Raw genomic sequence first — 20,850 nt, forward strand, 5'->3', positions numbered from 1 at the left:
TAGCTACGAACTTGAGGTCAAAATGAATAAAAAAACTGTTCGAGATATTGATGTAAATGGAAAAAAAGTGCTGGTGCGCGTTGACTTTAACGTGCCGTTGAGCAGCAAAGACCCCAACGATGACATCACCGTAACCGACGATACCCGCATTCGGGCGGCAATGCCCACCATTGCCCATCTGCTGGAAAATGGTGCTGCGCTCATTTTATGTTCCCATTTGGGACGGCCGTCTTCCCCCGCAGACACCCAATTTAGCATGACTCCCGTGGCGGCTCGCCTGAGTGAACTGCTGGAACGCCCCGTGCAAACGGCCGCAAATGTCGTTGGGGCGGACGTGACCGCTGCGGCTGCTAATTTACAGCCTGGCGACGTGCTGCTGCTGGAAAACACGCGCTTCCACGCGGGCGAGAAGAAAAACAATGCTGAATTGGCACAGCAGCTAGCCAATCTGGCAGATTTGTACGTGAATGATGCCTTTGGCTCGGCACACCGCGCTCATGCCAGCACAGAAGGCGTGGGCAAAGCCATTCAAGCGAAAGGCGGTACGGCCGTTGCGGGCTTTTTGATGGAGAAAGAGTTGCAGGCATTGGGAACGGCCGTATCCAATCCACCACACCCCTACGTGGCCATCATGGGCGGGGCCAAAATCTCTGACAAAATCAAGCTCATCGAAAACCTGCTAGACACCGCCGACAAAATTTTGATCGGCGGCGGCATGGCCAATACCTTCATCCGGGCACAGGGGCATGAAACTGGCACCTCGCTGGTGGAAGCCGATGCGCTACCTGAAGCCGAGCGGCTGCTGGGCAAAGCAGGCGACCGTCTGGTGCTGCCTGTTGATTTTGTCGTGACCGACAAATTTGATGCCGACGCAGCAGCCGAAACCGTTGCCGCCGATGGCATCCCTGCCGATAAAATGGCGCTAGACATCGGCTCCAAATCGCTGGAAAAGTTTAAGCAGGCGCTACAAGGGGCCAAAATGGTGGTTTGGAACGGGCCAATGGGCGTGTTTGAGTTCCCGCGCTTTGCCGTTGGCACCAATCAGTTAGCGCAATTGCTGGCGGCGCAAGTAGAAGATGGTACGGAAGTGATTATTGGGGGTGGGGATTCGGCTGCGGCCGTTACCAAAGCGGGGCTTGCTAGCAAAATGAGCCACATTAGCACGGGCGGCGGGGCGAGCCTGGAACTGTTGGAGGGCAAAACGCTGCCCGGCATTGCCGCTCTGGACGATAAATAGTTTTTTACCCTAGAGAGCGTGGAGGACGCAGCGGCTTTTCTAAAAACTCCGCGTCCTTTGCGTCCTCTGCGGTAAATTATTCTTCTTGCGAGGGTTCTTTGGGGGTAAACCGCTCTGCCAGTTTGCTCAATTGTGTGCTGAGCCAGCGCAACCCTTTGGCAGTGCCCTGTTTGGCCTCGTGCTGCCAATCTGTTTCCCGAATTTTGGTTTTGATCGCTTCGGTTTGTTGGCGGGCTTGCTCTTCTGCCGCTTTTACCATACGTTCTTGCACGACTTGTTGGCTTTTAGCGGCAACGGCCGTTGCCCCCCGTTTCACCCCGCGCGTGGCCTTTTTGCGTAGTTCACTGTCCCAAGCCTTTTTGGCTGCGTTGGCCGCTTGGGTTTTAACTGCATCTGCCGTGTTGGGTTGGGGCTGTTCCGGTACAAAAGGCGTTTCTTCCTCAACTGGAACTTCAATTTTTAGATAACCGTTCTCTTCACTCATTGGGTTTGCCTCGATTCTTGTGGAGAATTCAAGTAAAGATTGGACCATTTTGAGATTTCAGCCAAGTACAAAGGGTAATGAAAATGGTTCAATCTTAAATTGTCTGCTCAATTCATGCGCCACCTTGTGCAGCGCATGTTTGTCTCTACGTGAGAATGAGGGCTTTGTTGCAGGAAATCTACTTGCGAGGGAGGCAAAGCGAAAATGTGCTGCCCAGGCCAGGGGTGCTGTTGATGTGGATACGGCCGTTATGCCGATCCATCACAAATTTGGCAATCGTTAAACCAATGCCCAGCCCAGGGTACAGCGTCGGCGCGCTTTCCTCTTTTTCCAGGCGGAAAAATGGTTCAAATAGCCGTTTTTGGTCGGCCAGGGCAATGCCAATTCCCTCATCCGCCACGGCAATGGCCACCTCACCTGCTTCTGGGCAAGAAACGCGAATAGCCACTGGTGCTTCCGCCGGCGAATATTTGAACGCATTTTCGATCAGCGCCCGCAGCGCCAGCGTCAGGCCACGCCGGTCAGCATACACCTTTGGCACCTCAGGCTGAATATCAATGGTGACGGGGGAAGCGTGATCGTTTAATACGCTGCGGGCCGCATTAAGTGATTCGATGAGTACATCCGCCACTTCCAAATATTCAAATGATGGCTTTTGCGGGTGCATCTCGTACAAAATGAGCAGGTCGTTGGTGTGGCCAACCATCTTGTTAACATTGCGCGTAATGGAATCCAGCGCCATTTGCAGCGAATCTCCTTTCATCGCACCGCCGTTGATCAAGCCCAAATAACCTTTGATGGACGTGAGCGGCGTACGCAGTTCGTGAGAGAGCGTGGCGATAAATTGGGTTCGCAGTTCCTCCTGCTCTTCCAATTCTGAGTATGTTTTCCGCAAGGCGGCATTTTTCACGTTTAGCTCGTTGATGACGGCGCGGTCTGTACGGCGAATGTGGCCGATGATTTGCCGCAGCAGGGTACGCAGCAGGCTGGGGTTGGATTGGGCAATCGCCATGAAATCTTCTTCTTCAATGGAAAGCACTCGGCATAGCTGGCGGGTGCGAATGGTGGCCATGCGGGTGGTTTCACCCAAAAAGGCCATCTCGCCAAAGTAACTGCCAGAGCCAATGCTGTCTACCAGAATTTCCTGGTTGTCGTCAGCATGGACGATGATATCCACCTCTCCCTCAGCCAAAATGTAGAGGGTGGTGCCTTCTTCGCCTTCTTTGCAGATGTTGGTGCGGGCAGGGTAGGTTTCGTAAACGGCCGCTTGGCTCAATGTTTTTATGTTGTTGCGGCTCAAATCGGGGAATGCGGTTTGCAGCAAATCCAGCGTTGCTTCATCTGTTTTTAGCGCGGTTGCGGTCATTTTTTCACCATCAAAATAGAAGCCAGTTGTTGACAATCAGTTGCATTCTAGCATGGGGTTGGACGAGCAAAACGGAATTTTTACGGGCTCTTCACTGGAAACGGCCGTTTTTAACAGGATTTTCTTCCTAATCATTTATTGAGCAACTATTCACGCGGCTTGCATGGTCACGCCCTGGGTGAAACCTATACTTGTAAAAGTGGGAAAGACGTTTGAACTAAGCTGTGCCGTTTCTCCCGCTATTACTTACGTAAATCACAATTTCGCGGCTCATTTTCATCAAAATGCCTCTTGTGATTTACAAAAGATGAGAAAATCGCCCAAAAACGCGCCTAACATGACCATTGGCGATTGATTTAGCGAATTCACAAACCCATAATGCGAAAAATTTGCCCGAACGAAACATGAACACCTACGTTGGTCAGCAGTTGGAACAGTACAAGATTGAAGCACACATTGGCAACGGCAGCAGCGGCGCAGTTTACCGCGCCACCGACCTCAATTTAGAGCGGCAGGTTGCGCTGAAGCTGCTCAAGCCCAGCCTCTCGAAGCATCCCGCCCGCCAGCAGCAAATCCTAAAAGCGGCGCAGGCGGCATCTCGCCTTACCCATCCGGCCATTGTGCCGCTGTACAACTTTGGTCAGCAAGACGGCCAGCTTTACCTGGTGACGGCATATGCAGACGGCATCAGCCTGGAGCGGGTGCTGGGGCTGCTGGCACAGGGTGAGCGCGTGCTGCGGCTGGACGAAACGCTGCATATCATCGCCCAAATTGCGGATGGGCTGGGGTATGCTCACCAATCCGGGGTGCTGCACGGCGACCTGAAGCCAGGGAATATTTTGGTCAAGCCATTGGAACGGCCGTTACGCACCGGAGACCCCTCCCTCAAAGCCATGCTAACCGACTTCGGCCTCTCGCCCATCCCCAGCTCCGGCATTCCCGATGGCCTAACGCCAGAAATGGCCCGTCCCCTGCGCCGCTTTGTGCCCTACCTGGCTCCAGAGCGACAGGCTGGACAAGCTGTGGACGGCCGGGCCGATATTTACAGCCTCGGTGTGGTGCTGTACCAGCTCATCGCTGGAGAGCTGCCAAACCACCAGAAATCGCTGCGTGAATTGCAGCCCGGATTGCCTCATGAAATAGCAAATATTGTGGACAAAGCCACCGCCTACGCATTGGCAGACCGCTACCAAATGGCGGAGCAAATGGGAGATGAACTGCGCCAAGCCGCCAGCCGCCTTACCGCTGCCGACACGATGCTGTTTGCCCCGCAAGCCACCGTCGTAGACATTCGCACGCTCATCGAGGAAAACAAGCATGCCCCGCCCGTGCGCCCGCCGTTGGCCACTTTGGAAGAAACGGCCGTGCGCCCCCAACCTCCTCCCGCGCAGCCACCAGCCAGCGTTGATGAAGAGGCAACCCCCTCCCTACTGTTGCCAGAGGGGAGCGCGCCGCCACAAAAAAATGGACAATCGGCCCCATCCAGCAGCTTGCTGCACACCTCACCACCTCCCGCCATTGGCGACCAAATTGTGATTACGGGGCAGGGGCGTGCGCCGCGCCACTTCAGCATGAACAAAGACCAGATCACCGTTGGCCGTGCCCCGGATAACGATATTGTTTTCTCTTCGCTGGATGTGTCCCGCCGCCACGCCCGGTTGGAAAAAGTAGCCGGCGGCTGGCGCATTGTGGATGTGGAGAGTCGGGGCGGGACGTTTTACAACGGCCGTAAACTCCCACCCCAGCAGCCAACCCTGTGGCAACCGGGAGAGAAGCTGCAAATTGGCCCTTACTTTTTGCAATGGCAGCTCGCTGGCGAGGCTCCCGTAAACCCAGCCAGCCAAACGCCTGTGGAACCTGTCACTGAGCTGTTCCAGCTTTCGGCCGAGGGCAGCCAGGTGCAGGCTAGCCACAGCAATTTTAGCGTAGCGCTGAACCCTACCCAGGCAACCCTGGCTCCTGGCAATGAGGCGCATTTGCAAATTGATTTGTTTAACCAAAGCAGCCAGGTGCTGGTTGTAAAAATTAGCCTGACCGGTTTGCCAGAGGTGGCGACGTTGGCCCAAGATACCGTTTCTATGACGCCGGGGGCGCGGGCGACGGTGCCGCTGACGCTGCAGCTGCCGCCGAGTGAGCAGCCGCTGCTGGCGGGGCAGCATCCGTTTCAGCTTTTGCTACGTGCCGATGGCCCCCCGGTGGAAACGGCCGTGCTGCAAGGGCAGCTTACCATTTTGCCAGAAGAGCAGTTTGAACTCAGCATGTGGCCGGCTCATGTGGAAGCGGGCGGCACCTGCCGCGTGATGGTGCGGAACGACGGCAACGTGAACAGTACGGTACAGCTTACTGCACAAGACCCGGCAGGCAAGCTGCAATTTTTTGGCGATGAGCAGTCGCTCACGCTGGAACCGGGCAGCACCGGGACAACGGCTTACCGCATTACGTATCGCAAGAAACGGCCGTTATTCGGCCGTGTCCAGCAGATTCCCTTTGATGTAGAGCTTCGCACCGCTAATGGCCTGCGCCAAAACAAGCTGGGTCATCTGGAACTGCGACCCCGCTTCCCTGCCTGGGTGCTGCCACTCATCCAACTGCTCATGGTGTTGCTGCTCATTGCCGTGGTGCTCAACTCCGTCTTGGGCAACCGCGGGAATCCGGTTGAAAATTTGCCCGTCTCTACGCCTGTGCTGGGTGAAGGCACAGATGAGGTTCCGCCGCTCACTGCCGCCCAGCTTGAGGGAGATGATGATGGCGATGGCCTCAATGGGGAGCAAGAACTCATCATTGGCTCGGATCCATTCAAGGAAGACAGCGATGGCGATGGCCTGCTGGACGGGGAAGAGGTTAACACGCACGGCACTGACCCGCTGCTGCTGGATACAGACGGGGATGGGCTGATGGATTCCATTGAGATTGAGGAACACAACACCAACCCCACCCTGGCCGACACCGACCTCGATGGTTTGTCTGATGGGGTGGAGGTCATTGACGGTACCGATCCGCTTCGCTTCCCCACGCTCATCCCACCGGTCACGCTGGAACCAACCGAAAAAGAGGTTACGGTTGCGCTCCCTTTATTGCCGGACGACTCCGGCTGGCTCACCGACGGGGGTGAGGTGAACACGGGTGGTGAGGCGTTGCCCCAAGCAGGGGATTTGGCGGATGGAACGGCCGTGCGCGGCGTTCTCACCTTCTCTTTGGCAGAAATTCCCCCCGATGCCTTTGTCCGCACCGCCTTTTTGCACTTTAGCGATGATGCTGCTTTGGACGGACGGCCGTTTGATGCCCTCGGCTGCCTGCAAATTGAAGCGGTTGAACTAACGCCGCCGCTGGACAACAGCGTTTATGATGCGCTTGGTTTTTTTCTCGCCTGCGAATTTGAATCCCCTGGCACTTTAGATGTCTCTTTTGACGTAGAAGATGCGCTGGTGCAGGGGCAAACCCTATTTTCCCTCCTCCTCAAGTTTGAAACAGAAAGCAATGGGGACGCCGTTGCCGATCTGTACACCATCCGTACAGTACCTACCCTCGAACTGACGTATCTTTTGCCCTAGTTTTTGGTTTACCCTCGTTCCCACGTTCTACGTGGGAATGCTTGTAACGCTCTGCGTTCCATACGACGCGGAGCATCGGGTCAGATCATTCCACGCGGAGCGTGGAACGAGGAGATGTAACCAAATTTATTGACACAACCCGCCTTTGTGACGGATACTCACGCATTATGGACGACTTAATTGGAAAACAGATAGACCATTATCGCATAGAAGCTGTGCTGGGTGAGGGTGGCATGGGTGCAGTCTACCGGGCGTTAGACACGAACCTGGCTCGCCAAGTGGCACTCAAAATTATGCACCGGCAATTTGCCAGCCAGCCAGAGTTCCAAGAGCGTTTTTTGCAAGAGGCGCAAGCTGCTGCCCGCCTCAACCATCCCAATATTGTGGCTATCTACAGCTTTTCCAGCAGCGCGTCTTACTTAAGCATTGTGATGGAGTACGTGCGCGGCTTGAGTTTGGGTGCGTACATCAAGCAGCTAGCGCAGCGGCGGCAGGTGATGGAGCTAAGTGAATCGCTCAACATCATTGCCCAGGTTGCCGATGCGCTGGGTTACGCTCACCGGCTGGGCGTGGTACACCGAGACATCAAGCCAGACAATATTTTGGTCGCGCGTTTAGAGCAAGCTGGGCAAGCGGATGAGCTGCCCATTCGTGCCAAAGTGACTGATTTTGGCCTGGCCAAGCTGCTGGAGGGGGGCATCGAAACGCAGTCCGGCACCTTTATGGGGACACTGCCCTATATGTCGCCAGAGCAGGCGTTGGCTTCTGCTTCGCTAGACGGCCGTTCCGACATCTATTCTCTCGGCGTGGTGCTGTACCAACTGGCGACGGGCCGTCTGCCATTTGACATAAAAACACCTACTGACGCCGTGATGAAGCATATGCACGAGACGCCACCGCCACCGCGCCATCTGCAGCCCGGCTTGCCCGAGGCGGTTCAAAATGTCATCATCAAAGCCATCGCCAAGCAGCCAGATGACCGTTACCAAACGGCCGAAGCGTTTGCCGCTGCCCTGCGCCGCGCCACCACGGGCTTGACGGAAGAAGACGTGACCGTCTTTGCCACCTCTGCTGAAGAGACGGTAGTGAGCGTGCTGACCCAACTGCATGAAGAGATGATTGTGCAACGGCCGTCGCAAATGGCCGCTGCCGCCACCTCCAGCCCCAACCAGCGGCTGGTCATTAGCAAAAAAGGGGAGTCGCCACGCACCTACAAGCTGGGCAGCGATCCCGTGCTGCTCGGGCGCTCTGAATCGTGCGACGTGACCCTGCCCGCCGACGGCATCTCGCGCCACCATGCCCGGCTGGAATACACGCCCAGCGGCTGGCTCGTCGCCGATCTGGGCAGCACCAACGGCACTTTTTTGGATGAAGCCAAGCTGCTGCCGGAGGTGCCAGAGCCGTGGGATGGCGGCCAGACGTTGCGAATCGGCCCCTTCTTCATCCAGCTTGAAGGCAGTCCCCCGGCCACAAAATCTAAACCGCCGCTGGTTACGGCGCCACAGCCCGCTTATGAAGCCCCATCCGTTGTGCCAATTAGCCGTCCGCCTGGCAGTACGCTGATGCAAAGCAGCACGGGGCAGTTGAGCGTGGTCGTTCATCCCACCAATGTTGAGCTCTCACCTGGCCAAAGCACCGAAATTCAAGTGGAATTATTGAATCACAGCAGCATTGTGGATCATTTTACGCTCAAGCTGGAAGGATTGCCGCCAAGCTGGGTCACGCTGCCCGGTTCGGCCGTTCAGCTCATGCCGGGGGCGCAAAGTTCGCTGCCCGTCACTATTCAGCCGCCCAAAAGCAGCAGTGCCCGCTCTGGGCAGCACCGCTATCGGTTACTGGTTGTGTCGCAAAATAATTCGGCGGAGCAAGCGGCCGTTTCTGGCACGGTGCAGGTACGGCCGTTCACCCAGTTTGCCACTGACATGCGCCCAAGTGAGATTACCAACAACGGCCTCTGCCGGGTGCTGGTTCGCAATGATGGCAACTTTGAGGCGACGTTTGCGCTTCGCGGCAGCGATAGAGCCAAAGCCGTGCAGTTTGAGCAGGCAACCCAGCAAGTCACGATTCCGGCTGGGGGCAAAGATACGATAGATTTTCAGGTGGGGGCAGCACAACGGCCGTTTACCGGCAACCCCAGCACCAATCCCTTCACCATCCAGGTGAGCAGCGGCCTGGAGAGCCAAACGGTGCAAGGGCAGCTTACCACCAAACCCATTTTACCTGGCTGGTTGCTGCCAATATTTGGCATTCTGTTGGTGATTTTGTGCATTTCCTTGGCAGTGGTGTTTGCCACTTTTAATGAACGCGGCCAAGATGCGACGGCAACGGCCGTTGCCCAGGCTGCCATCAGTGCCACCCAAACCGAAGCAGCCAGATTAGGCGGCGACAGCGACGGCGATGGTCTTAGCGATGGTCAGGAAGCCACTGTTACCAACACCGACCCCAACAATCCCGACAGTGACGGTGACGGCATCCCCGATGGTGAAGAAGTCAACGACCTCGGCACCGACCCAAATGATGCCGACAGTGATGATGACGGCCTGAGTGATGGCGACGAAGCCACCTGGGATACCGATCCGCTCGACCCCGATAGCGACGGCGACACCCTCTCGGATGGCGAGGAAGTCGAAAACGGTACCGACCCCGCCAATGCCGACACTGACGGCGATGGCGAACCGGACAACGAAGACCCAGCTCCCGGTGAGCTGCCTACACCAACGCCAACCGAGACGGCGACTGCCACCCCAACCGCCACAGCCACCAATCAACCGACTAGCACCTCCACCTTCACAGCGACCCCTACCGCGTCGCCAACGCCCAGCGCCACGCCTACCTTTAGCCCCACGCCCATCCCGCCCGGCGCCTGGAACGGCGTCTGGCTCAGTAGCTGTGAATTTTTAGACTGCGGCAGCGTCATTTTGACGCATAACGAAGGCGAAGAGACGGTCTCCGGCACATTTGGCGCAGGCAGCGGCACGATTGTGGGCATCATCGAGGAGAACCGCCTCACCGGTACCTGGTCGTTTGCTGGCGAAAATGGCTCGATTGATTTCTGGCTGAGTGATGATGGGCAAAGCTGGATTGGAAACTGGGACAAAACGGCCGCTTGGTGCGGTTATCGAGACGGCCAGCCAGAGCCAACCCCGTGCGGCGTCGCCACCTGGTACGGTGACTGGACTACCAACTGTGGCGCATCTGGCTGTGGCACTATGACGCTCACCCAAAATGGTGCCGAGGTGGAAGGCACCTACGCCGCTGGCGATGGTACCATCGAAGCCACGGCCAACGGCACGACGCTAAATGGAACCTGGAGCCGAAACGCCACCAGCGGCGATATTCAATTTTTTGTATTGGAAAATGGCGAACGCTTCAATGGCAACTACAACGACAGCTTTGCTTGGTGCGGCCACCGCACTGGTTCCCATCTCCCCGACCCGTGCCTCAACGACGGGCTGACTGTCTTTCCCATCTTCCCGCCCATTGTGGTGACGCTGCAACCGGTCATCCCGCCCATCGTATTCCCCACCGCCACACCCACCCCATAGAAGGTAGGGGCAGACCACCGTGTCTGCCCAATCTGGGCGCACCCTTACCTGTGGCGAATCCTCTTGAAAAATCCCCCTCGGCGGCGTATGATCCTTCCATTCTTGTTCCTCAAAACACAAAGGAAGAGCCATGAAAACCTATCCAGTTAACGAAACCCACCGTCTGCAAACCAGACAGTTGAATATGCCACCCCGCTTGTTGCTGGGGCCGGGTCCGTCCAACGCCCATCCGCGTGTGCTGCAAGCCATTAGCAATCGCCAAGTGGGGCATCTGGACCCCAGCTTCATCACCGTGATGAATGAAATTCAGGAGATGCTGCGCTACACGTGGCAAACCAGTAATCCGTTTACGCTGCCCGTCAGCGGCACCGGCAGTGCAGCGATGGAAGCGACGCTGGCCAATCTCGTAGAGCCGGGGGATGTGGTGCTGGTTGGCGTCATTGGCTACTTTGGCGAGCGACTGGTGGATATGGCCGGGCGGTATGGAGCAGATGTAAGAAGAGTGGAACGGCCGTGGGGCGAAGTGCTCAGCCTCGATGACATTAGCCAGGCGCTGAACGAACATAAACCAGCCATCCTGGCTCTGGTTCACGCCGAAACCTCCACCGGAGCTTTGCAGCCGATGGAAGGCGTTGCCGAACTGTGCCGCGCCCACAACTGCTTGCTGCTTATAGATACCGTCACCAGCTTGGCCACAACCCCCATTTTTTTGGATGAATGGGGCGTAGATGCGGCCTATAGCTGTTCTCAAAAGGGACTTAGCTGCCCGCCCGGAGCCTCACCGTTCAGCTTAAGCGAACGCGCTTTGGCCAAGCTAGACCGACGGCAGGGCAAGGTGCCCAACTGGTATTTGGACATGACCACGCTGGCGAATTATTGGGACGGCCGTACCCGCAGCTACCACCACACCGCCCCCATCAACAGCATGTACGCCCTGCGCGAAGGGCTGCGCCTCGTCGTGGAAGAAGGGCTAAACGAACGCTGGGCGCGCCACCAGGCCAACGCCGAACTATTCTGGGAAGGCTTGTCTGCAATGGGGCTGAGCTGCCACGTTAAAGACCCCGCGCTACGCATCCCCGCTCTCACCACCGTCAGCGTCCCCGATGGCGTGGACGCCAAAGCGGTCGCCGGGCAGCTGCTGAACGAGTACAACATTGAGGTAGCGGGCGGCTTTGGCCAACTGGCGGGCAAGGTGTGGCGCGTCGGGCTCATGGGCTTCAACAGCCGCAAGGAAAACATCACCCTACTCCTCGCTGCTCTCAAAGAGATTTTGTAGCATCTTAATGAAGTGACAGTCACCTCGCAGGTGACTGTCACTTGAATAGTTGCCAATATGAAATTAACACCTGCCTGGCGCAACCGACTACGGAACCTGACCACGATTTTTCTGGTGCTAACCGTGGTTGCCATTATTTACACGCTCATTCAGTGGATTCGCAGTGAGCCGGGTAGCTTTGAGCCGCTGAATGTCCTCTTTTTTGCTGTTTTCTCAGTTGCTTCTGCCCTTTCTGCCTGGCTTAGCCGTCCAGACAACGTGCAGCCCCCAGCCAGCAGCGAGATTGCCTTAGCCGAAACACCCGCCTTTGGGTCATTACGCCAACAAATTACAAAACTGTTTTCGTTAGAGGAACTACGCATTTTGTGCTTGGATGTAGGCATCCGTTATGAAACATTAAGCGGTGACACAATCGACACAAAAGCGGCTTCCTTGCTAGCTTATGCCGACCGCCGGGGGCAGCTTAACAAGTTGATGGCTGCGCTCCAGCAAGAACGCCCGCAAGCTAAATGGCCCGTACCAAATACCCTCCAAAATCTCTATGATTTACGACGCAATGTACGAGCCACCTGGATTGACGGCGTGTTGAAACAGTCAGTAACAGATGAGATTGCTCTGGAGCTGAATGTGGCACTTGAACCCCATAGTCTGACACGTAAGGTAGCCTATGTACCGGGGCAAGCCGACAGGCCCGTTGAAAAAGAGATACCACAACTTTTTGCTGACTTTGGGAGCTTGCTTATTTTAGGAGAGCCGGGTAGCGGCAAGACAATGACGCTGCTCCAATTGGCAGAAAGCTTGCTAAACGATGCTGAACAAGATGCCACCCTGCTAACACCTGTAGTATTGAACCTTTCTTCTTGGGCAAATGAGCAAAAGTCGCTGGTAGATTGGCTAGTGGAAGAATTGTGGCAGCAGTATCAGCTACCACGCGAAGCTGGGCGAGCTATTATTCAAAACAACCAGCTTATCTACTTGCTAGACGGGCTAGATGAGATGGCGGAAGCGGCGCGTAATGCTTGTGTACAGGCGATTAATTTGTTTAGGGAACAGCATAGCGGTGGGTTGGCTGTTTGTTGCCGCGCAGAAGAGTATGAAGCCCTGTCCCACAAGCTAAACCTGGGCATGGGGGTGCGTATCCAGTCACTGTCGAAAGTACAGGTAGACGATTACTTCAAGCGACCGGAGTTGGCGCTTGAGGCCGTCTATAAACTTTGGCAAACGGATGAAGCATTCCAGAAGTTGGCCAAAACACCACTCTTTTTAAGCATAATTACCCTAGCATATCGGGGATTAAACAACGAACAACTTTCTAAATTTTCTACGCCGATGACACGCCGAAATCACTTATTTCGTTGTTATGTGGATGAGATGTTTAAACGACGGCCGATTTCCGAACAAAAGAAATATAGTCAAGCTCAAGCACTAAAATGGTTGACAAATTTAGCTTATGGAATGATGCACCATAAACAGTCTCAGTTTTTTATGGAGCGTTTACAACCAACTTGGCTTTTATCAGATCGTTTACAACGGTTTAATGCGTGGATTTATATCGCCATTGTTGGATTTGTTTTCGGTTCAATCTTTAGCCTTTTTATTGATATGAGTGGTGGATTGATTTTTGGAGTGTTTTGTGGATTTATCAGTAAACTAAGCACAAATAAGGAAGCCATTGAGTTGTATGAAGCATTGTATTGGCACTTTCCCTCTCGTCAAGAATTTTTCCGAAAAGTTAAACGCGGACTGATATTTGGGCTGATATTCGGACCAGGTTTTGGGTTAATAGTTGGCTTATTAGGTGGATTAATTGTTAGGTTAAGCAGTGGGTTTAATGGAGGAGTTGCCGGCGGTTTAGTTGGTGGACTTATCGGTGGGTTGCTTATTGGAATAATTGGCGGGTTTGTTGGCGGCTTAGAGTCTTGTTTCCAAGCATCGGACTATAGAACATCATTACACCCTAATCAAGGAATTCATAGCTCCCTCAGGCGAGGCCTCGTAATGGGTTTGTTTTACGGGTTAGTAGGAGCAGTTTTACTTGCAATAATAAGCGGACTGATTTTTGGGTTATATTCAATATTTTCTGGTGTATTAATCGGTGGACAAGAGATAAAAGTAGCTATCAAGACGGCTTTTTCTGATGAGGGAAGATTGGTCCTTTTTGTAGGAGGTATTTTCGGGGGAGCCATCGGGGTGATTGGTGGATTAATTGGCGGCTTTTTTCAGTATGGGGGACAAAGCTATGTTCAACATTATGTTCTGCGTTTGATGTTGGGAAGTCAAAGGATGCTACCATTAGTTGCACTTTCTATAAAAAATCCAGATCGAGTTTTTGTAGATTTTCTGGATGCAATGAAGGATCGTGTGATTTTGCGACGTGTAGGTGGTGGTTGGATGTTTATTCATCGAACATTGTTAGATTATTTCGCTTCCCTGTACCCACACGCCGAAGTTGAGGTTGACCATGAGTGAAGCATTATTCAATTTCCTGCAAGAACTGGGCAATCGAACCAGCGGCGATCTCCGTACGGATGAGTACAGCCGCATTTTGTACAGTACCGACGCCAGCATTTATCAGGTGAAGCCGCACGCCGTCCTCCTGCCGCAAACGGTGGATGACGTGCAGGCGGCGGTGGAGCTGGCGGCCAAGCATCAGGTGCCGCTGCTGCCGCGCACCGGGGGCAGTAGTTTGGCGGGGCAAGCAGTTAACCAAGCTTTGGTGATGGATTTTACGCGCCATTTGGACAAAGTTTTGGAGGTCAATCAGGAAGAGATGTGGGTGCGGGCGCAGCCAGGGATTGTTCTCGACGCACTGAACATTTATCTGCGAAAATACGGCCTGCAATTTGGCCCCGACCCGGCCAGCAGCAACCGGGCGGCCATGGGGGGCATCGTCTCCAACAACTCCACTGGCAGTCATTCGATCATGTACGGCATGACGGCCGATCACGTTCTGGAGATGGAACTGCTGCTGGCCGACGGCACGTTGACCCGTTTTGGGCCACTGGCATCGGCGGCACTTTTGCAACACACGCAAAAAAGCGGCCTCGAAGGAGATATTTACCGTCAGCTCCACGCGCTCACCTTAGACCCCACCAACCAGGAAACCATCCGCAGCGGCACGCCGCGCCATTGGCGGCGTTGTGGCGGCTACAATTTGGATAGATTGATTCCGGTGGCAAACGGCCGTCCCACCTACCATTGGCCCTACGACGAACGATTCAACTTAGCCAAGCTCGTTTGCGGGGCAGAGGGCGGTTTGGGCGTCATCACCGAACTAAAGCTGAACCTGGTGCCGCTGCCCAGGCACACCGCGCTGGCGATTGTGCATTTCAACAGTTTGCCAGAGGCGTTAACGGCCGTTCCCCTCATGCTAGAAGTTGGCCCCTCTGCCGTGGAATTGCTGGATAATCTGGGCCTAACCATGTGCCGCGACGTGCCGGAGTACGCCCGGCTGCTCTCTACCTTCATCCAGGGCACGCCCAACTGCGTTCTCATCACCGAATTTTATGGCGAGAGCGAAGCCGAATTGCTGAGCAAGATTGATAATTTGGAGCGGCATCTCAAGGGGCAACTGGTGAACTTTACGGCCGTTTCCCGCGCCCTCACCTCCCAACAACAAACCGACGTCTGGACGGTGCGTAAAGTGGGTCTAGGCTTGATGATGAGCATTAAAGGCGACCACAAACCGATACCGTTCATTGAAGATGCGGCCGTTCCCGTGGAACATCTGTCCGAATATGTCACCAAAGTCGAGCAGTTCTGCAACGACATTGGTACTGACGTAGCTTACTACGCCCACGCCAGCGCAGGTTGCATCCACATACGGCCGCTCATCAATACTAAAACCGCCAAAGAGGTCGCCAAACTGCCCGCCATCACAGGGTTCTCGGTGGATTTGCTGCGCGGCTACGGCGGCTCTTTCTCTAGCGAACATGGAGACGGCCGTGCCCGTAGCTGGCTGAACGAGAAGTTTTTCGGGGCCGAATTGTATCGGCTGTACCAACAGGTGAAGCAAATCTTCGACCCGCAAAACATTCTCAACCCCGGCACCGTCGTCAACGCTGGGCCAATGACCGAAAATCTGCGCTACGGCGAAGGCTACCAAGTCATTCCCATCACCCCCCATCTCGATTTTAGCGGCGACCAAGGGTTTGATCGCGCTGTGGAAATGTGCAACGGGGCTGGCATTTGCCGCAAGCGCACCACCGGCACCATGTGTCCCAGCTTCATGGCCACCCGCGAGGAAGAACACGCCACGCGCGGACGCGCCAACGCTCTGCGTGCCGCCATGAGCGGCGAGTTGCCCGGCAGCGAGTTCACCAGCGAACGCATGTATGAAGTCATGGAGCTGTGTGTTAGCTGCAAAGCGTGTAAAGCTGAATGTCCCTCCTCGGTGGATATGGCCAAGATTAAGGCAGAATTTTTGGCGCAGTACCACGACGCCCACGGTACGCCCCTGCGCGATAAGCTATTTGCCAACATCACGCCGCTCAGCCGTTTGGGCAGTGGGGTGATGGCTCCGTTAGCGAACTGGACGCTAGGCAACGGCCTTATTCGCAAAGGGCTGGAGCGTACCTTCGGCATCTCGGCCAAGCGCAGTTTGCCAAAATTTGCCAAGCAATCATTTGTGGATTGGTTCAAAAAGCACACACCATTAGGGGAGGCTCAAGATGCACCCCCACAACGAATCGTGCTGTTTAACGACACCTTCTCTACCTACAACGACCCGCACATCGCCATTGCTGCCACGGAATTGCTGGAAGCGGTTGGGTTTGAAGTTATTTTGCCGGGGGTAACAGATTGCGGACGGCCGTCTTTCTCCAAAGGTCTGGTCAGTAAAGCCCGCAATATTGCCAAAACGGTGCTGAATCACCTTGCGCCACTGGCCGAACAGGGCTTGCCCATCATCTTCCTAGAGCCTAGCGATCTCTCCGCTATTACCGATGATTATGAATCGTTACTGCCTAATGATGGGCGAGTGGCACTTGTGGCGGCGCACTGTTGCAGCTTTGAAGAATTCATTGCTGAATTGGCAGAAAATGGGGAATTGAAACTGAATTTTACGGACGAGGCGCGACATTTGGTATTGCACGGGCACTGCCACCAGAAGGCACTCATCGGCACCAAGCCTGCCCGCCGCATCCTAACGCTGCCGCCCAACTACACGCTGGAAGAGATAGATAGTAGCTGTTGTGGCATGGCTGGCTCCTTCGGCTACGAGGCAGAGCATTATGACATCTCGCTAAAAATGGCGGAGCGACGCTTGCTGCCCGCCATGCGCGCTACCACCCCAGAGACGATTCTGGTGGCTCCAGGCGTGAGCTGTCGCCAGCAAATTAAGCACGGCACAGGCCGCCAGGTGCGGCACCCGGCAGAAGTTTTACGTGCGGCCGTGAGGTGACAGTCACTTTGGGAGTTGCTCGTTGAAGCAAGTATATAAATAAAGTGACTATCACCTTTTTTTGAAGAACAAAAAAAGCGAGCCTGGAATTCAGACTCGCTTGGTATTTACTTTGTGTGGGTTAATAAAATAGTGGCTAACTAGAAACGGCCATAACCATTTTCACTAGTTGTGTTGGCTTGTGCGTTTACTGCAAACAGCCCTATTTGGTGCAGTTTCCAGCCAGCCAGTGGGTTTCTGTAACGTATTCCAAAACGATAAAACCTCCTTCTGACTTGATGAAACTTTTTAATAAACCGTTTGCGAAATGGCCATTCGTAACGTGCTGGCAGTTTACACTTTTTTCACACCGTTCGTCAAGGTGACCACCGTGCCATTTTGGTGACATCTTAGATTTCTTCATCGTCAAATGTGCCGAGGGGCATGATGCTGTTTTCGTTGGTTTCGATTATTTCAGCAGCAAGAGAGCCGTGTGAAAGCTCACGCAAGGCATCTTGGAAGCCGGGGAATTTTGGCACGGTGAACTGTAGGGTCATGGTGATGTCGGCGGCGAATGTTTCATCGAGGATACGGCCGTTCCAATCCCCCACCAATAGCCGCACCCGTTCCAGCAAATTGTAGGGCAGCGCCAGCATGGTAATGTGCGTCGGCACCTTTTCAGCGCGAGGCAGAACGTCCAGCACCGCTTTGGCGGCGTCGCCGTAAGCACGCACCAGACCGCCAGTGCCCAGCTTGGTGCCGCCGAAGTAGCGTGTCACCACCACGGCAATATCGCCCAAACCGCTGCCTTGCAGCACTGCCAAAATTGGCCGCCCCGCCGTGCCGGCCGGCTCGCCATCGTCATTACAGTGAGCCGTGACGCTGCTGCCATAGCCCACCAGAAAGGCAGGCACGTTGTGGCTGGCGTCGCTAAATTCGGCTTTGATGCGGGCGATAAACGCTCTGGCTTCCTCGACGGTGAAGGCGGGAACGGCCGTCGCCACAAAGCGCGACCTCTTCACCTCAATTTCCGCCCGCGCCTCTTCCGCCGGGATTAGATACCGCTTGGACATCTAAAACCTAGCTTTGTGGAACCGCTTGCTTAACCCAAGGTTGTTGCACAGCATTCGCCAATCGTTTATCGGCTGTCCAGAAATCGCAGCCCAGTTTTTCGGCTAATGCTAAGTAAAAACTGTCATAGGCAGCAGCTCGGTTTAGTTGGATTGTCCATTCAAATGCTCTGACAACGAGGGAAGCATCCATTTCAAAAAGCGTAACTCCTAAATTTTGCAGGAGTTGTAATAGTTCGGTTCCTTGTTGATTGTTGAGGTCGCCAAATCGAACGAGTTTTGTTGTGGCAGAGGCGACTTCATAAAGCCATAAGGATGGAGCACACAGCTCAAATCTATCCGTGAGCCATTGATTTGCCAAATTCTTAAAATAATCACGAGTTGGATGTGGTGCTACCAGGCGAATAGCAAAACTAGCATCAACGACCAAGTATTTGGTCATCACGACTCTCCCGTTCAGTTAAATAAGCATCCCAGGCAGCATCTATATCAACTGGTTTCCCGTCACGTTCAGCTAAAATTTTTTCAGCTAGCTGATCAGTGGCAGCTAGCCAATTTTGCCAATGTAGAATTCGCTCATCATCCTGACTTTGTTTTAGCTTTTCGTAATCTTCAACACTAACTAAGGCGGCTTTTGGCTTGCCGCGAGAAGTTAAAACGATTCGCTCACCTGCAAAGGCAACACGATTTACTAATTCAGAAATGTCCCTTTTCACTTGCCCAATGCTAACGGCCGTATCACTCATCTCTCACCTCAAAAATTGCAATATCCTGATAAAGCCCACTTTACAACCAGATCGTCGATGTGTCAACCAGTAATTTCCAAATCAAATGTCAGAATGACCCAATTACTCAGTTACCAAATAAGACCAAATCAGGTCTCGGCAGCGATCCGCATCAACCGACACAGCCGTTTCCACCAAATTACCCTTTTGCGGCACGGCGCGGGTAATGCCTCGCTGGTTTTGGGGATGGAGGGTGACGGAAACGGCCGTTTCCTGCCATTCAAACAAGCTCTCATCCAAAACGGCCGCTACTGCCAGCGCATCGTGCAAGGAGCAATCATTGTTGCCCCAGCCCATGCTTTCTACCCGGTCAATCCAGCCATCAGCCTGCGTTTTTAGCAGCTTGAGAGCCGGATCATCATCTGGCAAGCGGGCAAAGGCGGCGCGAGAAAATGGCACTTGGCTCGTAATCTCTAGACCGATGAGGCGCAGCGGCCAGCCTGCGTTTAGCACAATATGCGCTGCTTCTGGATCGCAGCGGGCGTTAAATTCCGGGGTGGGTTTGTCGGCCAGCGAACCGCCCATGGTGACTACCTGGCGCACCAGCGGCACAATGTCTGGCGCCAGCCGCACGGCCAGTGCCAGGTTGGTGAGCGGCCCAACGGCAATGAGCGTGACCTGCCCGGGATTGGCACGCACTGTCTCGATGATGAGATTGGCGGCCAGCGGCAGTGGCGATTGGTCCGGCCAGGGTGGGGTGCGGCCGTAGCCTGCTTGCCAATCGGCAAACCACGCTTTTTCTTCGATGATGCCCTGCGCTGCGCCGCGTCCCAGCGGTAAATCTTCTCGGCCTAGGTAGGTCAGCAGGTGGCGGCTATTGTGCAGCACATTTTCTAAATTGGTGTTGCCATGTGTGATGGTAACGGCCGTTACTCGTTCCCCCATTGCTCGCAGCAAAAAGATAAGTGCCGCCCCGTCGTCAATTTCTGCCCCCGGCGTACCCAGGCTCATATCGGTGTCAAAAATAATCACGCCGTCACCAGCTTGTAGCCCATCCCCCAAACCGTCTCGATGGTGACGCTGTCACCCATTTTTTCGCGCAGATGAGCGATGTGTACGTCCACCGTGCGCGTCTGGCCGTAAAAATCGTAGCCCCAGACTAAATCCAGCAGCTGCTCACGCGACAGGACGATATTGGGATGATCCGCCAAAGTGAGCAGCAGGTCGAACTCTTTGGTGCGAAGCGGGATGCGCTTACCGTCCGCCATTACTTCCCGGCTTTTGGGGTCTATGGTGACGGTTCCGATTTGGCGTACGTCGTCGCTGGCGTTGCCGCTGGCAGAATCGGTAGTGCGGCGCAGAATGGCGCGCACGCGGGCAACTAGCTCGCGGGGATTGAATGGCTTGGTCAGATAATCATCCGCGCCCATCTCTAGCCCCACAATTTTGTCAATATCGTCGTCGCGGGCGGTGAGCATGAGGATGGGCAGATTGCTATCGGTGCGGACGCGGCGGCACACTTCCCAGCCGTCTACCTCTGGCAGCATCAAATCCAGCACCATGAGGGCCAGCTCGTTGTCCTGGACCAGCTTGAGTGCTTGCGCCCCATCTTGCGCTAAGATGACGCGGTAGCCATCTTTTTCTAGATAAAGCCGTGCCAAATCGCGGATGTTGGCCTCGTCATCCACGACGAGAATCGTTTCGTTAGGCATCGGGAATCTCGGCCACCATCTCGATTTCGACTCTGGCACCCAGGGGCAAGCCACGGACGGCAAAGGCGGAACGGGCGGGGGGATTATTGGTGATGTAACGGCCGTACACTTCGTTCAGCCCCGCATAATCTGCCATATCAACCAAAAAGACGGTTGTTTTGACGACGTGGTCGAAGCTGGTGCCGGCGGCTGTGAGAACGGCCTGTAAGTTTTGCATCACCTGCTCGGCTTGGGCGACGATATCGCCTTCAACCATTTTGCCTGTGGCCGGGTCGAGGGCCACCTGCCCCGCGGTGAACAGCAAGTTCCCGGTGCGTACCGCTTGCGAATAAGGGCCTACCGCTTTGGGCGTGTCATCGGTGTGAATGATTGTTTTCATTTTTAACTCCTTTTCTTAGTGACTAGCTCCGCCGGGGGCTAAAGCCCTCCGGCTAGTTTATGGAAGCCCTGTCGGGGCTAATTTGAGCCTCGAAGAGGCTTTCATAATGTAGCCCAGGCCGTTTA

The 20,850-nt window shown here is 54.8% G+C and carries 14 protein-coding genes; 6 read left to right on the forward strand and 8 right to left on the reverse strand.

Annotated elements, in window-relative coordinates; all coding sequences use genetic code 11:
* Positions 1 to 22: 22 nt before the first annotated feature.
* The gene (locus ACOQPM_RS10710) at positions 23 to 1,237 is read left to right on the forward strand and encodes a phosphoglycerate kinase (RefSeq protein WP_420629251.1); all 1,215 of its coding nucleotides are present in this window, start codon (positions 23 to 25) and stop codon (positions 1,235 to 1,237) included.
* Between the two features lie 76 nt (positions 1,238 to 1,313).
* Here the strand turns inward: ACOQPM_RS10710 and ACOQPM_RS10715 are convergent, their stop codons facing one another.
* Positions 1,314 to 1,721 carry a hypothetical protein gene (locus ACOQPM_RS10715; RefSeq protein ID WP_420629252.1) on the reverse strand — a complete coding sequence of 136 codons (408 nt, stop codon included), beginning with the start codon at positions 1,719 to 1,721 and terminating at the stop codon, positions 1,314 to 1,316.
* 178 nt (positions 1,722 to 1,899) lie between these two features.
* Positions 1,900 to 3,087 carry a sensor histidine kinase gene (locus ACOQPM_RS10720; protein WP_420629253.1) on the reverse strand — a complete coding sequence of 396 codons (1,188 nt, stop codon included), beginning with the start codon at positions 3,085 to 3,087 and terminating at the stop codon, positions 1,900 to 1,902.
* Positions 3,088 to 3,491: 404 nt separating this feature from the next.
* Here ACOQPM_RS10720 and ACOQPM_RS10725 point away from each other — a divergent pair, with 404 nt between their 5' ends.
* The 5 genes from ACOQPM_RS10725 to ACOQPM_RS10745 all read left to right on the forward strand — a co-directional run bounded on the left by ACOQPM_RS10725 (position 3,492) and on the right by ACOQPM_RS10745 (position 16,860).
* Positions 3,492 to 6,638, forward strand: a complete 3,147-nt coding sequence (locus ACOQPM_RS10725; RefSeq protein ID WP_420629254.1) for a protein kinase domain-containing protein — start codon at positions 3,492 to 3,494, stop codon at positions 6,636 to 6,638.
* A 167-nt stretch (positions 6,639 to 6,805) separates the two neighbouring features.
* Complete coding sequence (locus tag ACOQPM_RS10730; RefSeq protein WP_420629255.1) at positions 6,806 to 10,183, forward strand: protein kinase domain-containing protein; 3,378 nt, start codon at positions 6,806 to 6,808, stop codon at positions 10,181 to 10,183.
* 130 nt (positions 10,184 to 10,313) lie between these two features.
* Positions 10,314 to 11,459 (forward strand): pyridoxal-phosphate-dependent aminotransferase family protein, encoded by a 1,146-nt coding sequence (locus ACOQPM_RS10735; protein ID WP_420629256.1) that lies wholly within the window; start codon positions 10,314 to 10,316, stop codon positions 11,457 to 11,459.
* A gap of 57 nt (positions 11,460 to 11,516) precedes the next feature.
* Complete coding sequence (locus ACOQPM_RS10740; protein WP_420629257.1) at positions 11,517 to 13,928, forward strand: NACHT domain-containing protein; 2,412 nt, start codon at positions 11,517 to 11,519, stop codon at positions 13,926 to 13,928.
* The gene (locus tag ACOQPM_RS10745; RefSeq protein ID WP_420629258.1) at positions 13,921 to 16,860 is read left to right on the forward strand and encodes an FAD-binding and (Fe-S)-binding domain-containing protein; all 2,940 of its coding nucleotides are present in this window, start codon (positions 13,921 to 13,923) and stop codon (positions 16,858 to 16,860) included. The genes ACOQPM_RS10740 and ACOQPM_RS10745 overlap by 8 nt, the downstream gene beginning before the upstream one ends.
* Positions 16,861 to 17,249: 389 nt before the next feature.
* Here the strand turns inward: ACOQPM_RS10745 and ACOQPM_RS10750 are convergent, their stop codons facing one another.
* From ACOQPM_RS10750 to ACOQPM_RS10775, 6 genes are all read right to left on the reverse strand, one after another.
* Positions 17,250 to 17,912 carry a YigZ family protein gene (locus tag ACOQPM_RS10750; RefSeq protein WP_420629259.1) on the reverse strand — a complete coding sequence of 221 codons (663 nt, stop codon included), beginning with the start codon at positions 17,910 to 17,912 and terminating at the stop codon, positions 17,250 to 17,252.
* Between the two features lie 7 nt (positions 17,913 to 17,919).
* Complete coding sequence (locus ACOQPM_RS10755; protein ID WP_420629260.1) at positions 17,920 to 18,351, reverse strand: type II toxin-antitoxin system VapC family toxin; 432 nt, start codon at positions 18,349 to 18,351, stop codon at positions 17,920 to 17,922.
* Entirely contained in the window at positions 18,329 to 18,655 is a 327-nt protein-coding gene (locus ACOQPM_RS10760) for a type II toxin-antitoxin system Phd/YefM family antitoxin (RefSeq protein ID WP_420629261.1), read from the reverse strand. Before ACOQPM_RS10760 ends, ACOQPM_RS10755 begins: the two co-directional genes overlap by 23 nt.
* A 102-nt stretch (positions 18,656 to 18,757) precedes the next feature.
* Positions 18,758 to 19,666, reverse strand: a complete 909-nt coding sequence (locus ACOQPM_RS10765; RefSeq protein ID WP_420629262.1) for a nucleoside hydrolase — start codon at positions 19,664 to 19,666, stop codon at positions 18,758 to 18,760.
* Positions 19,663 to 20,346 carry a response regulator transcription factor gene (locus ACOQPM_RS10770; protein ID WP_420629263.1) on the reverse strand — a complete coding sequence of 228 codons (684 nt, stop codon included), beginning with the start codon at positions 20,344 to 20,346 and terminating at the stop codon, positions 19,663 to 19,665. Before ACOQPM_RS10770 ends, ACOQPM_RS10765 begins: the two co-directional genes overlap by 4 nt.
* Complete coding sequence (locus ACOQPM_RS10775) at positions 20,339 to 20,725, reverse strand: RidA family protein (protein WP_420629264.1); 387 nt, start codon at positions 20,723 to 20,725, stop codon at positions 20,339 to 20,341. Before ACOQPM_RS10775 ends, ACOQPM_RS10770 begins: the two co-directional genes overlap by 8 nt.
* Between the last annotated feature and the right edge of the window lie 125 nt (positions 20,726 to 20,850).

The organism is Candidatus Leptofilum sp. (assembly GCF_965223525.1).
In the GTDB taxonomy this organism is placed as follows: domain Bacteria; phylum Chloroflexota; class Anaerolineae; order Promineifilales; family Promineifilaceae; genus Leptofilum.